The sequence below is a fragment of the Lancefieldella parvula genome (genome assembly GCF_963547875.1).
In the GTDB taxonomy this organism is placed as follows: Bacteria; Actinomycetota; Coriobacteriia; order Coriobacteriales; family Atopobiaceae; genus Lancefieldella; species Lancefieldella parvula_D.
In genome coordinates this window covers 21,559-41,764 of sequence record NZ_CAUUSI010000011.1, presented here as the reverse complement: position 1 = coordinate 41,764, position 20,206 = coordinate 21,559, and the positions used below count along the sequence as shown (strand labels likewise).

The window sequence follows — 20,206 nt, the reverse complement described above, 5'->3', positions numbered from 1 at the left end:
TGCGCATAAGGGTTGATTAAGTATATTCTTTTACTCACTATCATTTGTTTTCAAAAGTGAGTGAGCCGCATAAAGAAAGAAGGCGTCGTGAAGCATAGAAATGCTCGACAGGACGTGATTCGTGAGCTTGTTCGCAGCGAGTCCATCCGTACGCAGCGCGATCTTGTTGACATGCTTAAAGATCGTGGCTTTGCCTGTACTCAAGCAACCGTTTCTCGTGATACTGCAGAAATGGATTTGCAAAAGCTTCCCGAGGGCGCCTATGTGCTTTCTGAAGACATGCACTTGCAGAAAATGCTCTCTGAGTTCGTGGTTGGGGCTACGGCAGCAGAGAATCTTATTGTGATTCGATGCCATCCAGGCACTGCATCAGCCGTTGCGTTTGCCCTTGACGACGTTGAGCTTGACCACGTTGTTGGCACCGTTGCTGGTGACGATACCGTTTTGATGATTGTGGATAAGACTGAGCACGCTGCAGACGTGGTGCGCATCATTACGCAGCTTGGCAATGTAGAGAGCGTTTTATAAAACATAAAGCTTTTGGCGAGAAACCCGTCAAGGCACAAGTCTTACAAAAAAGGAGCCTGCATAGAGCAGACTCCTTTTTGCCGTAGATAAACCAGAGGTTTATGGAGTACCTGTTCCTGTTCCAGTACCTGTTCCAGTACCTGTTCCGGTACCCGTGCCAGTGCCCGTACCAGTACCAGTACCAGGAGTGGCTGGAGTGGTAGGAGTGGTAGGAGTAGTAGGAGTAGTGGTTGAATCGTCCTCTTCCTCTTCCTCCTCTTCCTCTTCCTCTTCGTCGTCATCTTTCTTTTCTTGCTTGGCATTAGCAGAGCCACCAACAAACTTCCAGTAGCTATCAGGCTTGTAAGAGATAGTTTCAGTAGTTTTAGGGAACTCAGCACGAGCAACACCAGAGAGAGCTGCGTTCATGTAGTACGCCCAAACATACTGAGCAGTAACAAAGGTAGAGGACTCTCCACCGCCGATGATAACAGGGTCACGACTATCTGGATATCCGCACCAAGCTACTGTTGCAAGCTGTGGGGTATAAGCGCAGAACCAAAGGTCCTCAGAGTTATCGGAAGTACCTGTCTTACCAGCAACTGGTTGGTTGAAGGTCTTCAAGTTGTAAGCATAGCGGCCAGTACCGGAGGTAAGGACGCCACTCAGAACGTTTGTAGCAGCTGCAGCAACAGCCGGACTAATTGCCTGAACTGGGTTGTCCTTGTGCTCGTAGATAACGTTTCCGTTACGGTCTTCGATGCGCGTAATTGCTACAGCATCACGACGAACACCGCCTGCAGCAAGCGTCGCAAATGCTGTGCACTGTTCAATAGGGGTTACGCCCTGAGAACCAAGAGTGGTAGACAGGTATGGCTGTAGCTGGGTGCGAATGCCCATAGCGTAGCAAGTCTGAAGGATTTTATCGATACCAATAGCTTCAGCAACTTGCGCATAAACAGTGTTGGAAGAATAAACCGTACCTTGACGCAGCGTAATTGCTCCGTAGCTGTAGTTACCAGCGTTTCTGACCAACCATGTTGGCGTAATTTGCATAGGAGAGTTGCCGTTAAGAACAATCTCTGGGTTCATGCCTTCAGAAAGGGCCGCTACCAGCGTATACATCTTAAAGCTGGAGCCCATCTGACGGTTACTACTGGTTGCAATGTTGTACTGGCTCTTAGAGTAATCCTGTCCGCCAACCATTGCTTTAATGTAGCCAGTTTGAGGATCAATAGAAACCAAAGCAGCACCCAGGCGAGGGTTGCCAAGCTCAGCAATACGCCTTGTAGCAGCCTCATCAGCGTCTTTCTGGAGGTCAGGATCAAGCGTGGTGTAAACGCGCAATCCACCCTGAAGAATGGTATCGCTATCAAAGTCTTCCTGAAGCAGACTACGGATGTAGTCGGTCCAGTAAGGGAACTGGCCAATGTTGTCGGTCAAAGTACCAGGATTAAGCACTAAGTCCTCAGCAACAGCCTCATCGTATTGCTCCTGCGTAATATCACCTGCGCGAAGCATACGCTCAAGAACAGTGTTGCGTCTTTCTCTTGCAGCCTCTGGATTGACGGTTGGGTCATAGGCAGAAGGTGCGTTTGGAAGACCAGCAAGTGTTGCAGCCTCAGCAAGAGTTAAGTCACTTGCATGCTTGTTGAAGTAGATAATACTTGCTGCTTCAATACCGTAAGCACCATTACCGTAGTAAATGGTGTTGAGGTACATATTAAGAATCTGGTCTTTAGTAAACTTCTTCTCCATTTGAATAGAGATGTAAGCCTCGCGGACCTTACGCTTCAAAGAACGCTCAAACTGCTCGTTGGAAAGAACAGTGTTACGAACAAGCTGCTGTGTAATAGTGGAAGCACCTTCGCCGCCACCAAACAGAGAGCCAACAGATGCTCGGACAATACCCCAGGGGTCAATACCACTGTGGGAATAAAAACGCTTGTCCTCAGTATCAATAGTGCCCTGAATAACATAAGGAGAAATCTGATCCAGGGTAACGGAACGGCGCTGCTGCAGATAGAAGTCAGCAATGTCGTTACCCTTGGAGTCATAAACGCGGGTAGGCTCTGCTACCAGGTAGGCATCAGCAGAGTTGTAATCAGGCAGGTCCTCGAGCCATGAAGAAACAGCTGCACCCAAAGAAAGAGCAAGTGCAAGCGCGAGAAGAGCCATAAAGCCAAAGAATCCAGCAACGCCAAAACCTACGGCATGTGTATTTGCGTGTGTACGTGCACGACGGGTTCTAATACCCATTGAGCCTCCTTGTCATAGCTCTCACTATTATAGTCTGATATTTATGTTTCAGTGAATAAAGAGTTACAACTCTGTTGTATTCTGATAGATAACATATTTGATTGATACTATTTGTAGCAGTAACTATATGGTTTAACAGGCTTGCGTTGAGAGGATACAGAGTGCTTTCAGTAGAAGAACAGCTCCGTGTTATTACTTCAGGAACTATGCAGATTGTTCCTTTGGACGGTCTAAAAGAGAAACTCAAGAAGGGCACTCCTCTTAACATCAAGCTTGGCGTAGATCCAACAAGTCCTGATTTGCACCTGGGTCACGCAGTTCCTCTGCGCAAGATGCGTCAGTTCCAGGACCTTGGCCATAATGTCACGCTAATTATTGGTAGTGGCACCGCACTGATTGGTGACCCTTCTGGACGTGACTCTACCCGTCCTCCGCTCACTGCAGATCAGGTAGATGCTAACGCAGAGACCTATGTTAACCAGGCAATGAAGATTCTTGATCCAGAAAGAACTACCGTTGTTCATAACGGTGACTGGATTAAGCCTATGAACCTTGAGACCATGCTTGGTCTTATGAGCAAGTTCACCATTGCCCGTATTCTTGAGCGAGAAGACTTCTCTAATCGTTATCACAACCAACAGCCAATTGCCCTCCATGAGTTTATTTATCCAGTTCTTCAGGCATATGATTCTGTTGTTATCAAGGCAGACGTAGAGATGGGCGGAAACGACCAGATCTTCAACTTGCTTGCCGGTCGTGACCTTATGCGTGATATGGACATGGAGCCGCAGATTGCGCTTACCATGCCTCTGCTTGTGGGCACTGATGGCACTAAGAAGATGAGTAAGTCTTATGGCAACTACATCGGACTGACTGATGAGCCAAACGATATGTTTGGCAAGGTCATGTCTATTACTGACGAGATTATTCCAATGTATTACCGTCTTTGCTCTACACTCTCTATTGATGAGCTTGATGCAATTGATAAGAGTTTTGAGGACGGTACTGCTGATCCTTATCAGCTCAAGCGCGCTCTTGGCAGAAATATTGTTGACCTTTATCACGGTGAGGGAGAAGGCCTCAAAGCACAGGCGGCCTTTGATGCTCAGTTTAAGAACAATGAGGTCCCTGAAGATGTCAAAGAGTTTGCAATTTCCCTCGAAGCAGATGAAGACGGTCTCATTTACCTGCCAAAGATTTTGGTTGAAGTAGAGATTGCTTCAAGTAACGGTGAGGCTCGTCGTCTGATTGATGGCGGTGGTATCAAAATTAATCAGCAACCTCTTCCAGCAAAGACCTATAAGGTTGAACCATCAGTTCTTGAGGGAGCTCTTCTCCAGGCAGGTAAGAAGCGCTGGGCTCAGCTCGTCTAAAACAGAAGCACTAATTAAGGGCGCATACGCATGTGGAAACAATTTGTTCTTGTTCTTATAGTTACAACAGCAATTGTTTTTGTTCCAGGATATCTGGGTGCTCGTTTATCAGGCGGTAAACGAGCACTTTCACTTGCCGTGGCTGGTCCGTTAAGCGTCGTTTTTTATATTGTTGCGGGCATTGCAATGTATCCTCTTGGTCTCAAGGGGCTTATCCCGCTTTTTGCTCTTGCGGCATGTTTTCTCGCCCTTATTGCAGCAACTCGATTTGGCTCAGAGAGACTTTTACACAAAAAGATTCATTCTTCTTTGTCGCTTTCGTTGCCTGGAGTCTGCATTGTTATTTGTCTTGGCGCACTCGCTGCAAGTTATGTGTTTTATCGAGGTCTTGGAAATCCAAATAACTTCTTGCAATATGACGACAACTACACTCATATCTCTTACATCAACAGAATTATTCAAACAGGTGTTTTTTCGACTTTTAGAGCATCTGTTTTTGATGGTTTGCCACTTTCTACACCACAGCCTTTCTCGGGCTCTTGGTACTATCCACTGGCATTTCACAGCTTTACTTCAGCAGTTGTGCTGGTTACACACTGCTCAATTGGAATGGCGGAAAATGCCGTTAATGTGGTGTGGACCGGCTTAGTGTACCCATTAGGACTTTTTGCGCTTGTTTCAAAGATTTTTGGAAAGAAAATTCAAGCGGCAGTACTTGCACCCTTTGCAGCATTTGCCAATATGGCATTTCCTGTCCGCATGCTCACAGTACATGGCCCGTTTCCAAATATGCTTTCCTTCTGCTGTGTTCCTATAGCAGTGTATTTGTTTGTGCAACTCCTTGATTCGATTGCGCAATCGTCTTCTCATAAACATGGCGAGAAACCCCAGAAGGCTTCAGATATCTTCATGCTCATTTCGGTACTTTTGGGAATTGTTTTTTGCCATCCAAATGGTGCATTTTTCTGGGCAATTATGGTGTTCCCTTACGTGTTAGTTTCATTTATCCCACGCATGGTGACCAATAAATACGCAGATAAAAAGAATAAAGTTGCTATCTTAGTTGCTTTTGAGACGCTCTGTATTGTCCTTTGTATTGGTATGTGGACCATTGTTTTGAATAGCAGCTTTATGAAATCTGTTGTGCATTTTCTTTGGGGTTGGGATATAAACCCACTTGACTCAATTATGCATATTGCCACTCAGTCGTTCATCATGAATGTCCCAGAAGCAGTTTGTACGGTGCTTTTCTGGGTTGGCTTTATCCACGCTCTTCTCGTTAAAAAAACTCGTTGGTATGCCTGCAGCCTGCTCTTTGTTTCTATTTTCTTTGTTGTGGGACTTATGGGTAACATAGATGTAAAGCGTTTTCTTATTGGCTTTTGGTACACAGACCCAGAGCGTATTGCTGCCATCATGTGTATCACCTCTACGCCATTAGTTTTACAAGGTGGTATTGATATTGTTTCTGCTGTTTTAGTTGTACTTCAAAAAGTAAAACATGCAGTAAGACCTGCTCAGTCCGCTACAAGCGATAAGCCACGTTTGTCGCGTAGTCGAATTTCTCTTCTTAAGAGTGCGTTTGCAGTTTTACTTTCTATTCCTGTCGTATATGCACTGTGGACCCCAGTTGATCCTTTGCAGTTTCAGACACATGAGCCAAGTCGTTTTCAGATGAGTCTACATTGGATGAGCGAGTCATATATTCCACAAGACTGGAGGACTTATTCCGCTTCTGAACAGGCGTTTGTTCAAAGAGTAAAAGAAATTGTTGGGGACTCAGTTGTACTCAATAATCCATTTGATGGATCATCTCTTGCTTATGCGATAGATGGTTTAAACGTGTACTACAAGTTTAAATACAATGATAATGAGTCACCTGAAAGCAGGCTGATTAGAGAAAAGCTAAATCGCGTGTTTTATGAAAAATCGGTTCAAGATGCCGTTCGTTCTGTTGGCGCACAGTATTTTATTCGTTTGAATATGTATCCAGATGATCAGTACCCAACTATGCCTAAAGAAGAAGGAGTATGGTCTGGTCTCAATATTGATAATGGTGCTCCAGGATTTGAGTTGGTACTTGAAGAAGGACCGTATAAACTTTATAGAATCACAGCGATTGATGGGGAGTAATTTTGAAAGGCATTATTCTTGCAGGAGGTAGCGGTACCAGGCTTTATCCGCTGACAACCGTTACATCTAAACAGCTTTTACCTGTTTATGACAAGCCAATGATTTATTATCCTCTGTCTACGCTTATGCTTGCAGGTATTAGAGACATTCTTGTTATCTCTACTCCTCGTGACCTTCCAAATTTTGAAAAGCTTTTGGGTGACGGATCTGATTTTGGCATCTCTATCAGCTATGCCGAACAACCTTCTCCAGATGGATTGGCTCAGGCGTTTGTTATTGGTAAAGAGTTTATTGGTGATGACGCTGCAGCTCTGATTCTTGGAGACAACATCTTCTTTGGAAACGGTCTTTCAGGACTTGTCAGAAAAGCTGCCCAACAGGCACAAACTTCTGGTCGAGCTACCGTTTTTGGTTACCACGTGGATGATCCAGAGCGTTTTGGTGTTGTTGAGTTTGATAAGAATTACAACGCCATTTCAATTGAAGAGAAGCCAACCCATCCAAAGTCTAACTATGCCGTAACCGGTCTCTATTTCTATGATCAGCGTGTTACTGAGCTGGTAAAGCAAGTTCAGCCAAGCGCACGTGGTGAGTATGAGATTACTGACCTCAATCGACTCTATCTTGATGATGGCACACTTGACGTGGTCACCCTTGGTCGTGGCTTTGCATGGCTTGATACAGGAACTATGGAGTCTCTCTTTGAGGCATCAACCTTTGTCCGTACTGTTGAAACAGCTCAGGGTCTGCCGGTAAGCGTTCCAGAAGAAATTGCTTTTGAGAACGGCTGGATTGATAGCTCAAAACTCATTGAATGTGCAGAACGCTACGGTAAATCTACATATGGCGAGCACCTCAAGAGCGTTGCAGAAGGACGTATCCTTCCTTCTGGAAAGGGAGAGTAGTATGCACGTTCTTATTACTGGTGCGCATGGCCAGTTAGGCAACGAGCTCAAATGTCTTTTTGAGTCCGGTGTCTCTGAGATTGGCCCAATTCCAGAGGTTTTTGTTGAACCAGATGTTGATTATACCGACGCAGATGAGCTTGATATTACCAGTTCAGAAGCAGTTAATACATGGTTTGACCAGCATGATCGTTATGACCTTGTTATTAACTGTGCGGCCGCAACAAATGTCGATGGCTGCGAAAGCAATTTTGAGATGGCCTTTGCGGTAAACGCACTTGGTCCAATGAATCTTGCACGAGCTTGCAACTCTACGCAGACAAAGCTTGTTCAAGTATCTACTGATTATGTCTTTAGTGGCAAAGAAAGCTCTCCTCGTACAGAGCAAGATGCTCCTTATCCTGTTTCTGCGTATGGGCGCTCCAAATTGGCGGGAGAGGGACTTGCGCTTGCGGCAAATCCTCAAACGTTTGTAGTGAGAACTGCATGGCTTTATGGCTATGTTGGTAAGAACTTTGTGGCAACCATGCGAGCCCTCGGCGCAAAGTATCCAGAGATTAGCGTTGTTGATGATCAGGTGGGTAATCCTACCAGCGCAAATGACCTAGCTCACGCAATCTTGTGCATTGCAGCTACTGAGAACTATGGCATCTACCATGCAACTAATGAAGGAACATGTTCATGGGCAGATTTTGCTGAAGCTATTATGGCTGGCAGCAATCTTGACTGTAAGGTTTCCAGGGTAACCTCTGCTCAGTGGAAAGAGATGCACCCAGAAAGTGCTTCTCGCCCTGCGTATTCATCTTTAGTAAACGGTCATCTTGAGAGTACCATTGGAAATTGTATGAGACCTTGGCAGGAGGCTCTTGCGACATATCTTTCGAAGGTAGAAAGAGGTTAGTGTGAAGACCTATTTAGTAACTGGTGGAGCTGGATTTATTGGATCTAACTTTATCCACTATATGCTTAGAAGAAATCAGGACATTCATATTTTGAACGTGGATGCTCTGACGTATGCAGGCAACCTTGAGAACCTCTCGGAATATGATCAAGATCCTCGCTATACCTTTGCTCATGTAGATATTAGGGATAAAGAGGCTCTGACACAGCTGTTTGAGACCTATCATCCTGATTACGTTGTTAACTTTGCAGCAGAGAGTCACGTAGACCGTTCTATTGAAGATCCAGGTGCCTTTGCTGACACTAACGTTATGGGTACTGTCGCTCTTCTGAGTGTTGCAGAGTCTTTCTGGAATGATGGCCAGGGCTCCTACGGAGACCACAGATATCTGCAGGTTTCTACTGATGAAGTCTACGGCTCGTTGCCACTTGATGATCCAGAGGCGTTCTTCCGTGAGACTACACCATTGAGCCCTCATAGCCCTTACTCTGCATCTAAGGCTTCTGCAGATATGTTTGTAAAGGCCTGGCATGATACATACGGATTCCCAGCAGTAATTACCCGTTGCTCTAACAATTACGGCCCCTATCAGTTCCCTGAGAAGCTCATTCCTCTGATGATTGAGAATTGCTTGGAACACAAGTCTCTTCCTGTCTATGGCGACGGACTTAATGTTCGCGATTGGCTGTACGTTGATGATCACTGTAAGGCAATTGCCATGGTTCTTGAAGGAGGACGCCTTGGTGAGGTCTATAACGTTGGCGGTCATAACGAGCGCAATAACCTCTACATTGTTAAGCGCATCATCAGTGAAGTTGCAAGAATCACTGGTGACACTCAGATTACTGAGGATCTAATCTCTTACGTTACTGACCGCAAGGGTCACGATCGTCGCTACGGTATTGCACCCGATAAGATTAAAGAAGAGCTTGGTTGGTATCCAGAAACTCCATTTGAAGAGGGCATTGTTACCACTATCAACTGGTATTTAGAGAACCGCGAGTGGGTTAAGAATGTAGTTTCCGGTGATTATCAGGATTACTACAAGAAGATGTATGAAGGTCGATAATGCGCACATACGATACAGAAACGCTTAAGCATCTCCAGCAAGTTGAGCTGATGATTTTAAAGGACTTCGTAGACACGTGCGAGGCCAACAACATCCGCTATTTTGGTTTTGGTGGCACCGCGATTGGCGCCCTTCGTCATAAGGGATTTATTCCTTGGGACGATGATATTGATGTTTGTCTTCCTGCAGAAGACTTCAACAAACTCTTAGATATCTATGATAAAGAGTGGTCAGAAAAGTATTCAATCATGAATACTGAGAGGGATATCAACTATCCATTCCCAACCACGCGCATTATGCTCAAAGGAACACAGTTCTGCGAAGAAGCACTTGCGCCACTTCCTCTTAACCTTGGTATTTTCCTAGATGTCTACTGCTTTGATAACGTTTCGGATGACGAGAAGGAATATCAGAAGCAGGCATTTGATGCGTGGTTCTGGTCACATATGCGCATCCTCGTTGACGTTCCTCGCCCTGTTATTTTGGCCGACGGCATCAAAGGAAAGCTCTTAAAGGCAGCAGTTACTATGGGTAGGGGAGTTTGCAAACTGCTGCATCTCTCTACTCAGAAAATGTATGAGCGTGAGCAGGAAGCCCGCAACCGCTTTGCTCACGTTAAGACAAAAAGAATTGCCTACCTGCACGATACGGATAGGTTTGTAAATACCTATCCAGTTGATGAGGTTTTTCCTGTCGATAAGCTTGATTTTGATGGAATTCAAGTAGCGTTCCCTAATCAAAATGATAAATTCCTTAGGATGCTTTACGGCGATTACATGCAAATGCCACCAGTTGAGAAGCGTAAAAACCACTATCCAGCGCGTTTGGATTTTGGTCCTTACTAGGGTCTTCTCGTTTGTTAAGCAATAGATAAAAGGAAAAAACGGCATCTCCTGCCGTTTTTTTGTTAGATCGGCAGTCCTTGGCAATCCTCTGAAGCTCGTATGTTCAAAATACTATTATACTTGTCAAAATTTGAACACAGGAGTATTATGACTGACGTAAATTGGTTTGGAAGTTTATTTCGCAGTTAATTGGTCTTCATTTGGAGGAACCGTGGCACTAACAAATAACGTGTTTTCTGTATTAAAAACCATTGCCCTTTCTGACGAGAAACTCAATCAGAGACAGCTTGCAGAAGAGACTGAGCTTTCTTTGGGATCAGTTAATTCAGCAGTCAAAACGTTGGAGGATCAGGGTCTTATTGAGGATAGTCTAATTACTTCAAAGGGTCTTGAAGCTCTGAAACCTTATGAGGTTAAGAATGCCATTATTATGGCAGCTGGTCTGTCTTCTCGCTTTGCACCTATTTCATATGAGAAGCCAAAGGGTGTCCTGAAGGTTCGTGGAGAAGTTCTGATTGAGCGTCAGATTCATCAGTTGCTTGAAGCTGGCATTACTGACATCACCGTTGTTGTGGGTTATAAGAAGGAGTACTTCTTCTATTTGGAGGAGAAGTATGGCGTCAAGATTGTTGTTAATCCAGATTATGCAACAAGAAATAACAATTCCACGCTGTGGTATGTAAAAGATCAGCTTGATAATACGTATATCTGCTCGTCAGATGACTACTTTACTCAGAATCCATTTGAGCACTATGTCTATGAGGCTTATTACTCAGCAACGTATGTCGCAGGAGAAACTGATGAGTGGTGCCTTAAAGAAGGACGTGGTGGACGTATTACCGGCGTAGAAATTGGCGGTTCAAATTCCTGGATTATGCTGGGCCACGTCTACTTTGACAGACAATTCTCAAAGAAGTTTGTAGATATTCTTGAGGCTGTCTACGACAAGCCAGAAACTGTTGATATGCTCTGGGAAGAGATTTACGTCCGTCATATCAAAGAGCTTTCTATGACCATTAGAAAGTATCCTGATGGTGTTATTTACGAGTTTGATTCCCTTGATGAGCTTCGTCAGTTTGACCCAGCATTTATTGAGAACATCGACTCAGAGATTTTTGACAACATTGTCTCGGTGCTTCATTGCCAGAAGAAGGATATCCACGGTTTCTATCCTCTAAAACAGGGACTTACCAATTTATCTGCTCACTTTATTGTGGGATATGGTGATGATGCTCAGGAGTATGTCTACAGGCATCCAGGTGTTGGTACCGAGAAACTCGTTGATCGTGCAGCTGAAGAAGCTGGTCTTCGACTTGCTCGTGAGCTTGGCCTAGACAACACCTTTATTTACGAGGACCAAAAAGAAGGTTGGAAGATTTCCAAGTTTGTGAAAAACGCTCAGAATCTTGATCCTCATAATCCTGAGCAGCTCAAGCGCGCAATGGAAATGGGTTATAAATTGCATCATAGCGGCGCGTCACTTGATCGTTCTTTTGACTTTGTCAACGAGGGTCTTAATTACGAGAAACTCCTGCTTGAAGAGGGTCCTATTGAGATTCCTGGCTACTACGAGCTTCGTGAGAAGGTCCTGCGCTTGAAGAAGTTTGCAGACGCAGATCAGTATCCAATTGTTATTTCACACAATGATTTCTTCTATCTGAATTTCTTGATTGATGAGGCCGGTACCTACAGCCTTATTGACTGGGAATATGCAGGCATGTCAGATGAGGCTAATGACTTTGGTACCTTCGCAGTTTGCTGTGAGCTTACTGACGATGAGGCTAATGCTGCTATTGATTACTACTTTGGAAAAGAGGCAACGTTTGAGCAGCGCAGACACTTCTGGAGCTATGTAGTCTTTGCTGGTTGGTGCTGGTATCTCTGGTCTCTGGTTAAGGAAGCAGAGGGCGAGAACGTAGGCGAGTGGTTCTTCATTTACTATCGCTACGCTGCAAACAATATTGATCGTGTTCTTTCTTGGTACGAAGACGCTCAGAACTAAGAGCAAAAGGAGAAACTATGTATTACGGTCTTTTAAGCGGTATTCTTTGGGCGGTTGATACCGTTATTCTTGGCGTTGCTCTTGGTATGAGTCCTTATGTTGATTCAGCTCAGGCGTCATTTGTCAGCGCATTCATGCACGATTTCTTTGCCGCTGCAGTTCTTTTAGTCATGATGGCTCAGAAAGGCAGACTTAAAGACACCCTTGAGGCAGCAAAAACAAAGAGTGGCCGTGTAGTTATGCTTGGCGCACTTCTGGGTGGACCAATTGGTATGAGTGGCTACCTAGCTGCTATTAACACCATTGGACCTGGTTACACCGCTGCAATTTCAGCTTTTTATCCAGCCGTCGGCTCGCTTTTAGCATGGCTTTTGCTCAAAGAAAAGATGAACTTAAAGCAGATTATTGCCCTTATCGTTGCTCTTGTTGGCGTCATGGTTATTGGTCTCTCAACAGCAGCAGGCGAGGGTAACGGAAATGTTCTTGTGGGTATCTTGGGCGTTGCTGCTTGTGTCTTTGGCTGGGGATCTGAGGCGGTTATTTTGGCTTGGGGTATGCAAGACGATGCTGTTGATAATGAGACTGCTCTTCAGATTAGGGAAACCACCTCTGCATTTGCATACGGTCTTCTCATCTTGCCATTGGCTGGTTCCGTTGATTTTGCTGCACAGGTTGCACTCACTCCTGCAAATGGCGTTGTCTTTATTGCAGCACTTGCTGGTACTGCCTCGTATCTCTTCTACTACAAGGCAATTGACGCCATTGGCGCTTCTCGCGGTATGGCACTGAACATTTCTTACTCTGCATGGTCGGTCATTTTTGCAGCTCTTGCAGGTATTATCCTGCCAACAATTATGCCTGAAGCAATTCCATCTCCACTGGTTGTAATTTGCTGCATTGTCATTATTGTAGGAACGGTTCTTTCTGCAACTCCAAATTGGAGTGAGCTGCTCAAGAGAGATTAGTTTGTTTCTGCAATTCTAGATGTCTTAAAAAACGAGTCATTCTGTGGTAAGAATGACTCGTTTTTGTTTATCTAAAAGTAAGAACCTACATTTACAATGGCTATTTATCGGAAACGAGTCGCCAGTTATTTCCCGTCAAACTCCAGGTGGTAAAGTCGGTTGCGTCACCATTAATGACAAACTCTCTAAGTTCTGCATCGCGGTTATTCTCGGTAATAGTTTCAATGTAGTAACGAGGACGATTCTCTCCCTCATAAGACTCATCAAGAGGAGTGGTGTAGTTAGAGAGCATCTGAGAATCTGCTCCCATATCCTTGAGCGTTTGAGCCAAGATATCGTAGTGCCAGACAGGAGCATCTGAGATTTGCATTGGTTGCTCCGCTTCTTCTGCGCTTTGACCAGCAGGTTTATAGAAGATTGCTGGAGCAGAAGTCTCTGTAATGTCGTTTGGCGTCAGATACCAGCGACCATGGTCAGCAGTCACAATAATAGAGGTGTTTTCGTAGAGACCAAGGCGCTTAAGTTCTGCAATATAAGCATCTACGATTTTCCAAGCACCGCGTGTCTGCTCGATCTCATTTTCTTCGCTTGGATCTTTAGGGCGCTCAAGGTTCCTATTAAGAATGAAAGGACCATGAGAGCCCATAAGATGAATGAAGCGGAAACTTCCCGTATCGTTTTCATCATGAACAGACAAACCATAGTGCTGGAGTTCTTGGTAATACTTAAGATCGTCTTCGTTATAGCGCTGAGAGGACATGTCAACCTCGTCATACGTAAATTTCCTCATCATACGCATGTTAAGGTCCTCGGTGTAATACCAGAAGCGAGGTTTAATTACCCAAGGCATATCTCTGCAGAAAGCCGTCTTATAAAGAATACGCAGCGCACCAAGAACGTTGAGCTGATTCTCTGAACCACGACCGCGAAGCTCGTGATAGTTGATAGTGCGGTTGTGCATATAGTCGGTATAAATTGAATTGAAGTTATCGGTATACAGGCCAACGGAATAGCCAAGCTTATTGATGTCATCAAGATAATGGCTGTTATCTGCCCAACCATTAACAAAGTCACCAAATGACTGGCCAGGTTGCAGACGATTTTCAAAGACAAGGGAAGGAATGCCATAGCGTGTTGGAATCATTGAACCCGCGGAATTTCTGTACCAGGTAAAGCCTGTCATATGAGTAAATGTCTCGGGATATTCGTTATAAAGTTGCTGTACAAAGGCGGTGTCGGTGGTGTCTAGGACAAACACCACGACATTCTTCTTGGAAGAAACATTAAAGAGACCATCTCTTGTTGCATAAATTTGCTGAGATTCTCTTGTGTTTACATCTGTAAAAGCTGATACAGCTGGTCCCCAGAGACTTGCAACGCCAACTGCCTGAACAATGATAAGTGCAGTCGCAGTTACCAAAAGGCCAGTTCGGAGCTGACGTGCTTTTAGGAGCGAGAAGGTCACTGCAGCTGCAATGATTGCCAGCCAAATGAGGCCAGAGACAATCATTTGACTGGTGAAGTTGGACCAAATAACCTCATGACCATCAGCAAGTGGCATGCCACCGTTCAAGAACACTGCTTGAACATACGATGCCACGCCGATGGCGCCTACGAGTGCAACTGCAACGTTAAACACGCGCTTACGCAGGAGTGAAAGCGCTGCAGTAGAAACAAGCGTTAGTAAAAGACCAGATAAAAATACAGGACCTGCTACGTCATTAAGACTAAACGATAAATCCTTTGCATTGCTTGCCACCAGCTCAAGTGGGGCTACAATCAAGATAGTAAAGACGGTGAAGAAGGAAACAAGAAATGCGACACCAATGCGACCTTTGGGCTTGAGGGTGCCCTCTTTTTGCTCTTTAAGTCGAACGGCTTCTGCTGCGAGGATCTCTTTCATCTGAGCGTTTGCAGCTTCTGCACCTTTGGCGTCAACCTTGTGAACTTTGCCTTCAACAATCTTGTTTGCATTCTCGTCAATCTTAAGGATGCGGAACAGTACTTTGCGAGAACGCCTAAACGCAACGCCAAGCACTGCAGAGAGCGCAACTACGACCGCTGCTAGTGCCTGAATGGTGTAGGTCATAACTGACGGGTCAACGTAAGCCTGGGCTGTTGCTGGCAGAAGTGCCCACCAAATCAACGTCAACGCAAGCGTGTAGAGTGAGCCATGGATGATGAACAGAATTTTATTGGCTGACGATGTGGTCATAGTCAACGAAACCCCTTGTTTAAGTGGAATGGATTTAACAGAACTTATTTTATCTTTTTATCAAAAAGAAGCTCGCAATAAGATGCCAATACTGCTTGTATATCGTTGTCTTTATTCTATCTTCGTTAGCCGTTACTCTTCTGGCCACTCTTATAAGCCAGGTTGATAAGCTTAGCAACGGGAGTTGGCCAGAACTTCTTGAGCATCTCAAGGTCCTCCTTTTCACGACGATTGTCGTGAATAAGGTGGCTGGTTTCAGAGTCTTCATGAATGCGGTGAAGCATCAGCACACGGGTGTCGTACAAGAAATCACCCTCACGCTTACTAATTGTTTCCCATGCTTCCCAGTCTAAATTGGAGCCAAATCCAGCTTTGAAAACAGGGACGTCAATATTGGGAAGGACCAGTGTGGTGCTTGGGCAGCAAATGGCACAACCTAGTTCAAGCGAACGGCGCTTGGCCCATGACTTGCCTGCATTTTCTTGCTTTGAGAGCGAGTATAAGAGACGACGCTTTACCTTAAGTAGACGATTCTCAAGAACCTCCTCGCCGTCACGCAACTCGCCGTAATTGGTGAAATAAATCAGCGGGCGAGAAGAACTGTTGACGCGTTCAAGCATATACTCTGCATAGTTAGGTTTATAGAGGTCATCTTGGTGCGCGATGGTTACCAACGGAGTTGTACAAACGCTCACGGCAAAGTTCCAGTCGCCGGCAATACCTCCCGGTCCAGGATTGACGTACATCTGAATGTCATACTTCTCGCAAAGAGACTGAATGAGTTCATTTAGTGTTGAAGTAGCCAAAAGAATATTCGTAGATAGTGTCTGCTCCTTGAGCGAGAGAATACATTCTTCTAGATAGGGACTCTCGCCATAAGCGCAGACAGCAAACGTGTGATCCTGAGGTGTATACATTGCTACATCCAATCGATTAGCTCCGATGTCTAGTATTATAAGAATGTTATCGGACGATGGCGAATGGGAGCCTTTGTGGAGTCTGACGGATATAAGACATACGAGAACCCCGATGAGCTAAGAAAGATCCAGATTCTTTCTACGCTTTTGATGGATGAGCTTGACCGCGTCTGCACGGAGCTTGGCATTTCGTACCAGGCGTACGGTGGAACAGCCATTGGCGCTGTGAGACACAAAGGCTTTATTCCTTGGGATGATGACGTAGATATCTCGATGTTCCGCGAGGATTATGAGATTTTTTTGGAGAAAGCACCTGCGCTTCTTCGACCAGATTTTTGCATTCAAAACGGCAGGACGAACAATTACTTTCCTGCAGTAAATACAAACCTTTCTTTAAAGGGAACAGTGTGTGTTCCTGATGAGTTTATGACCTGCCCCTTTACGTACGCTATTTCTATTGGCATTTTTCCTTTTGATAAGATTCCTGCAGATCCTAAGAAGCTTGCCAAGATTAAACGTCAGACATGGTTCTGGGGTCGTCTGAACTTCCTTCTGGTTACTCCAACTCCACGCGTACCGCTCACTGGCTGGAAGAAAAAAGTTGCTCTTGCGGGATGCTTTGTCATTCACCATACCTTGAAGCTCTTTAAGGTTTCATCCGCGCTGATTCAGCGTAAGTGGGATGAGGCTGCTCGTACTGCAGAGGACGAGAATACCACTCATTACGCAAGTTTTGTTGAACCTGATCCAGAGAACTGGTCAATGGACAAAGAGGATGTATTCCCAATGGTTCGCGTTCCTTTTGAGGACATTACTACTACGCTTCCAAAGGAATACGACAAGCTCTTAACCAGAGGATATGGTAATTACATGCAGCTTCCTCCAGAAAAGGATAGAAAGAATCACCATCCTGGCGCGCTTGATTTTGGTAAGTGGAAAGATGTGGATGTTACCAAGGGAAGTCGTCAGGCATTTGAAGATTTTGGCCAGAAAAGCTAATTATGACTATTGATACTTCTGCGGAACAGCTTAAGAAAAACTACTTCTGGAATACGCTTGGTTCTTTGATGAACGCGGCTTCAACGGTACTTATGTTGATGGTGGTCACGCGTACCATGGGAGCTGCTGCCGGTGGTGTCTTCTCGCTTGCGTATGCTGTGGCTCAGCAGCTGATGGTCATTGGTCACTTTGAGATTAGAACGTACCAGGTTACCGATACAGAAGAAGTATTTTCGTTTGGTGTGTATCTTGCGTCACGAATCATCACAACTGGTTTGATGATTGCGGGAATCATTATTTTTACCCTGCAGTCCCAGGGATGGAGCTACGAGGGAGTGTTATATGCCCTCATTGCTTCGCTTCGTTTATTTGACGTTGTAGAAGATGTTTTCCACGGCATGTTCCAACAACATGGTCGTTTAGATATTGCCGGCAGAGCGTTCTTTTACCGCGTGCTTGCAACCGTTGTTGGCTTTGCAGGAGGCGTGCTTCTTACAAAGAACTTGCTTGTTGGTGCGGCTCTTTCTTTTATTGCATCGCTGGTAGTTATGATTGCGCTTGTTATTCCTCCTACTAAGCAGATGGCAACGCTTAAGCCCACCTTTGACGTTAAGCAAATTACAAAGCTGTTGGTTACCACCGCTCCATTATTTGCTGGCTCATTCTTGCTGACATACGTTGTTGGCGCTCCTCGCTATGCACTGGGCGCTTTGAGCAATCAGGCGCTTCTTACGTTCTTTACCGCATTAGCCATGCCTGCTATGGTTATCAATCTTTTAAGTAACTTTGTCTTTAAGCCGCTGCTTACTCAGATGGCTGAATATTGGAATAATCAGCAAGACAAGCAGTTTGTGGGCCTGATCCTTAAGGGTTTTGCCGTAGTTGCTTTAGCTACTGTTGTTTCTATGGCGCTGGCTTGGCCGCTAGGAGCTCCAGTTCTTGGACTTTTGTACGGCCTTGATTTTGAACCGTATAAGTTAGAGCTTTTGATGCTGCTCTTTGGTGGCTTGCTTAATGCTTTAACGGTTATCTTGTACTACGCGGTAGTAACCATGCGTAAGCAGGTTGCGGTGTTTGTGAGCTATGCTGCAGGTGCAGGTTTTGCTGCGCTTACAGGAGGATGGTTTGTAGGCAGCTTTGGCATTATGGGAGCTTGCATTCTATACGATGCCTCGCTTGCAATTCTCGCTCTGGTATTTGGCATTTTTTGCTTCTTGGGCTTTAAAGACCAAAAGAAAAAGTCCACTGCATAGGCGGACTTTTTAAATAAAGCGCAGGTAGATGAGCATGCTGCCAGAGGACCGCCGCGTCGTTTACACGCGCGTACGCTGGTTAAGATCAGTTACAAAATCAAGGTTTTTCTCGTCACGTGCGTCTTTGTCGCGTAGGGCAAGTTCGCTTGAAAGCTGTTCAACCTTAAAAGTAAGCTTAGAAATTGCACAGGACTGATGGAAAATCCTGATAAGCATCAGCACAATAACAAGTAGCATGACAAAGTTTGCGGGACTCATAAAGCCAAAAAGCCCAGCAAAGAAATACGCAAGCTGGGGGATAAGCGCAAACAAAACAAGGATTCCTGCAGAAACAACCCAATAGACAGAGTCGGAGATGCGAATCTTTGATTTGCGGACGCTATTGATGACAATGCCCATGGCAAATAGGGCGCCAATAAGCAGCAGAATTCTGAGAACTAAAGTCATGGTGTCACCTTATCTAAACCACTGGAAGAGCAAAAGCGAGAGGCACGTGCGAGCCATATACATTATTGAGTTATAGAAACTCAAATAGGACTCACCACCTTGACGCTCACGCATCTCAGTTTCAATCTCGACAACCTTAGCTCCTCGACGCATCAGCAACGAGATAGTGTCTGGCTCGGGGGAGAAATCAAAGGAGCGCGCATACGTTTCAATAAGACCACGATCGTACATACGCATGCCTGAGGTAGGGTCAGTAATGGTTTGACCAGTGCTTGTCTTGATAAGCCAAGAAATCAGCTTGGAGCCAATCTCTCGAGGAGAGTTTCCGCGAGCCTTGGTGACAAAGCGAGAAGCAATGACGATATTTGCTCCCTCGTTTACCATTGCTTGAGCCATAGGAGCAATGTACTCAGGCCTGTGCTGACCATCGGAGTCAAACTGCACCACAGCGTCATAACCATGTTCTTTGGCGTAGCGCATACCAGCCCTAAAGCCTGCAGAAAGGCCTCCGTTAACAGGCAAATTGAGGTAGTTAAATCCACGCTCTTTACAGATATCCAGCGTGCGGTCAGCGGAGCCGTCGTTGATTATGATGTAATCAACTTGAGGGGCTACCTGGCACAACTCTGTAATAGTTGAAGCAATGCAGGCTTCTTCGTTGTAAGCGGGAACGACTGCAAGAATTCTCACAAGCATCCTTTGAATTGCAAATTACACGTTAACTGCATGAATATCATAGCTCAAAAGCCGAATTAATCTTGACTCGTATATAGTAGATTACCTAAAGAAATCGAAAGGTGAACGCTATGGAGTTTCCAAAAGAGCTTAAAAACCCTACTCAATCGGGCAATTTTACGTTTTATGACACCTCGATTGAAGGTGTAAAGGTTGTGGACGTAAAGCTGTACGGTGATGCTCGTGGTGGCTTTATGGAGACCTACCGTGAAGAAAACTTTGTTGCTGGCGGCATTGACGCTTCATTTGTGCAGGACAATCAGTCCTCATCCGTTCAAGGTGTGCTCCGTGGTCTTCACTTCCAGATTGAGCATCCACAGGCAAAGCTTGTGCGCGTAATCTCCGGCACTGTCTTTGACGTTGCGGTTGACCTGCGAGAGGGAAGTCCAACCTGGGGTCAGTGGGAAGGCGTTGTCTTGTCCGCGGAGAATCGCAGACAGTTCTTTGTCCCTCGCGGCTTTGCTCACGGTTTCTTGGTACTCTCCGAGACTGCGGAGTTCTGCTACAAGTGCGACGACATCTATCACCCAGGTGATGAGGGTGGCATTATGTGGAATGATCCAGAGCTTGGCGTTGAGTGGCCAGCGTTTCTTGGCGAGAAAACCTTAGATCCTGCAAAGGTTATTCTTTCCGACAAAGATAAGATTCATCCAGCACTTTCTTCACTTAAGAAGTAGTAAG

Annotated in this window: 17 protein-coding genes; 12 read left to right on the top strand and 5 right to left on the bottom strand. The window is 45.3% G+C overall.

The annotated features are described in order from the left end of the window. The first annotated feature begins 87 nt into the window (after positions 1-87). On the top strand, positions 88-528 hold the full coding sequence (locus RWJ96_RS05170; RefSeq protein WP_314019304.1) for an ArgR family transcriptional regulator: 441 nt from the start codon (positions 88-90) through the stop codon (positions 526-528). A gap of 99 nt (positions 529-627) precedes the next feature. On the opposite strand, the gene RWJ96_RS05165 is transcribed toward RWJ96_RS05170, so the two are convergent. After that, on the bottom strand, positions 628-2,766 hold the full coding sequence (locus RWJ96_RS05165) for a PBP1A family penicillin-binding protein (RefSeq protein ID WP_314019303.1): 2,139 nt from the start codon (positions 2,764-2,766) through the stop codon (positions 628-630). A 161-nt stretch (positions 2,767-2,927) separates the two neighbouring features. On the opposite strand from RWJ96_RS05165, the gene tyrS reads away from it, so the two are divergent. From tyrS to RWJ96_RS05125, 8 genes are all read left to right on the top strand, one after another. Further along, on the top strand, positions 2,928-4,139 hold the full coding sequence (tyrS, locus tag RWJ96_RS05160; protein WP_314019302.1) for a tyrosine--tRNA ligase: 1,212 nt from the start codon (positions 2,928-2,930) through the stop codon (positions 4,137-4,139). A 30-nt stretch (positions 4,140-4,169) separates the two neighbouring features. Next, complete coding sequence (locus tag RWJ96_RS05155; RefSeq protein WP_314019301.1) at positions 4,170-6,272, top strand: DUF6541 family protein; 2,103 nt, start codon at positions 4,170-4,172, stop codon at positions 6,270-6,272. A gap of 2 nt (positions 6,273-6,274) precedes the next feature. Further along, positions 6,275-7,177, top strand: a complete 903-nt coding sequence (gene rfbA / locus RWJ96_RS05150) for a glucose-1-phosphate thymidylyltransferase RfbA (protein ID WP_314019300.1) — start codon at positions 6,275-6,277, stop codon at positions 7,175-7,177. 1 nt (position 7,178) lies between these two features. Next, complete coding sequence (gene rfbD / locus RWJ96_RS05145; protein ID WP_314019299.1) at positions 7,179-8,078, top strand: dTDP-4-dehydrorhamnose reductase; 900 nt, start codon at positions 7,179-7,181, stop codon at positions 8,076-8,078. A 1-nt stretch (position 8,079) separates the two neighbouring features. Beyond that, complete coding sequence (rfbB, locus tag RWJ96_RS05140; protein ID WP_314019298.1) at positions 8,080-9,147, top strand: dTDP-glucose 4,6-dehydratase; 1,068 nt, start codon at positions 8,080-8,082, stop codon at positions 9,145-9,147. Then, complete coding sequence (locus RWJ96_RS05135; RefSeq protein ID WP_314019297.1) at positions 9,147-9,992, top strand: LicD family protein; 846 nt, start codon at positions 9,147-9,149, stop codon at positions 9,990-9,992. Before rfbB ends, RWJ96_RS05135 begins: the two co-directional genes overlap by 1 nt. A 211-nt stretch (positions 9,993-10,203) precedes the next feature. After that, positions 10,204-11,994, top strand: coding sequence for an NTP transferase domain-containing protein (locus RWJ96_RS05130; RefSeq protein ID WP_314019295.1), 1,791 nt, complete (start codon positions 10,204-10,206; stop codon positions 11,992-11,994). Positions 11,995-12,011: 17 nt separating this feature from the next. Further along, the gene (locus RWJ96_RS05125) at positions 12,012-12,959 is read left to right on the top strand and encodes a DMT family transporter (protein WP_314019294.1); all 948 of its coding nucleotides are present in this window, start codon (positions 12,012-12,014) and stop codon (positions 12,957-12,959) included. 100 nt (positions 12,960-13,059) lie between these two features. Here RWJ96_RS05125 and RWJ96_RS05120 read toward each other — a convergent pair whose 3' ends face one another. Then, complete coding sequence (locus RWJ96_RS05120; RefSeq protein ID WP_314019293.1) at positions 13,060-15,174, bottom strand: hypothetical protein; 2,115 nt, start codon at positions 15,172-15,174, stop codon at positions 13,060-13,062. 125 nt (positions 15,175-15,299) lie between these two features. Further along, positions 15,300-16,091 (bottom strand): glycosyltransferase, encoded by a 792-nt coding sequence (locus RWJ96_RS05115; RefSeq protein WP_314019292.1) that lies wholly within the window; start codon positions 16,089-16,091, stop codon positions 15,300-15,302. A gap of 75 nt (positions 16,092-16,166) precedes the next feature. Here RWJ96_RS05115 and RWJ96_RS05110 point away from each other — a divergent pair, with 75 nt between their 5' ends. Together RWJ96_RS05110 and RWJ96_RS05105 are read left to right on the top strand one after the other, a co-directional pair. Beyond that, a complete protein-coding gene (locus RWJ96_RS05110) occupies positions 16,167-17,090 on the top strand; it encodes a LicD family protein (protein WP_314019291.1) in 924 nt (307 codons plus the stop codon). A gap of 2 nt (positions 17,091-17,092) precedes the next feature. Beyond that, on the top strand, positions 17,093-18,343 hold the full coding sequence (locus RWJ96_RS05105; RefSeq protein WP_314019290.1) for a lipopolysaccharide biosynthesis protein: 1,251 nt from the start codon (positions 17,093-17,095) through the stop codon (positions 18,341-18,343). 60 nt (positions 18,344-18,403) lie between these two features. On the opposite strand, the gene RWJ96_RS05100 is transcribed toward RWJ96_RS05105, so the two are convergent. Together RWJ96_RS05100 and RWJ96_RS05095 are read right to left on the bottom strand one after the other, a co-directional pair. Next, positions 18,404-18,790, bottom strand: coding sequence for a DUF2304 domain-containing protein (locus tag RWJ96_RS05100; RefSeq protein ID WP_035432356.1), 387 nt, complete (start codon positions 18,788-18,790; stop codon positions 18,404-18,406). A gap of 9 nt (positions 18,791-18,799) precedes the next feature. Continuing rightward, positions 18,800-19,480, bottom strand: a complete 681-nt coding sequence (locus tag RWJ96_RS05095; RefSeq protein ID WP_035434906.1) for a glycosyltransferase family 2 protein — start codon at positions 19,478-19,480, stop codon at positions 18,800-18,802. A gap of 116 nt (positions 19,481-19,596) precedes the next feature. Between RWJ96_RS05095 and rfbC the strand changes: the two genes are divergently transcribed. Continuing rightward, entirely contained in the window at positions 19,597-20,202 is a 606-nt protein-coding gene (gene rfbC / locus RWJ96_RS05090) for a dTDP-4-dehydrorhamnose 3,5-epimerase (RefSeq protein ID WP_314019289.1), read from the top strand. Positions 20,203-20,206 lie beyond the last annotated feature (4 nt).

Excerpts from the sequence above, each read along its gene's own strand:
- RWJ96_RS05165 (WP_314019303.1), bottom strand. The coding sequence starts at position 2,766 with ATGGGTATTAGAACCCGTCGTGCACGTACACACGCAAATACACATGCC.
- RWJ96_RS05155 (WP_314019301.1), top strand. The coding sequence starts at position 4,170 with ATGTGGAAACAATTTGTTCTTGTTCTTATAGTTACAACAGCAATTGTT.
- rfbD (WP_314019299.1), top strand. The coding sequence starts at position 7,179 with ATGCACGTTCTTATTACTGGTGCGCATGGCCAGTTAGGCAACGAGCTC.
- RWJ96_RS05135 (WP_314019297.1), top strand. The coding sequence starts at position 9,147 with ATGCGCACATACGATACAGAAACGCTTAAGCATCTCCAGCAAGTTGAG.
- RWJ96_RS05125 (WP_314019294.1), top strand. The coding sequence starts at position 12,012 with ATGTATTACGGTCTTTTAAGCGGTATTCTTTGGGCGGTTGATACCGTT.
- RWJ96_RS05120 (WP_314019293.1), bottom strand. The coding sequence starts at position 15,174 with ATGACCACATCGTCAGCCAATAAAATTCTGTTCATCATCCATGGCTCA.
- RWJ96_RS05115 (WP_314019292.1), bottom strand. The coding sequence starts at position 16,091 with ATGTATACACCTCAGGATCACACGTTTGCTGTCTGCGCTTATGGCGAG.
- RWJ96_RS05105 (WP_314019290.1), top strand. The coding sequence starts at position 17,093 with ATGACTATTGATACTTCTGCGGAACAGCTTAAGAAAAACTACTTCTGG.
- RWJ96_RS05100 (WP_035432356.1), bottom strand. The coding sequence starts at position 18,790 with ATGACTTTAGTTCTCAGAATTCTGCTGCTTATTGGCGCCCTATTTGCC.
- rfbC (WP_314019289.1), top strand. The coding sequence starts at position 19,597 with ATGGAGTTTCCAAAAGAGCTTAAAAACCCTACTCAATCGGGCAATTTT.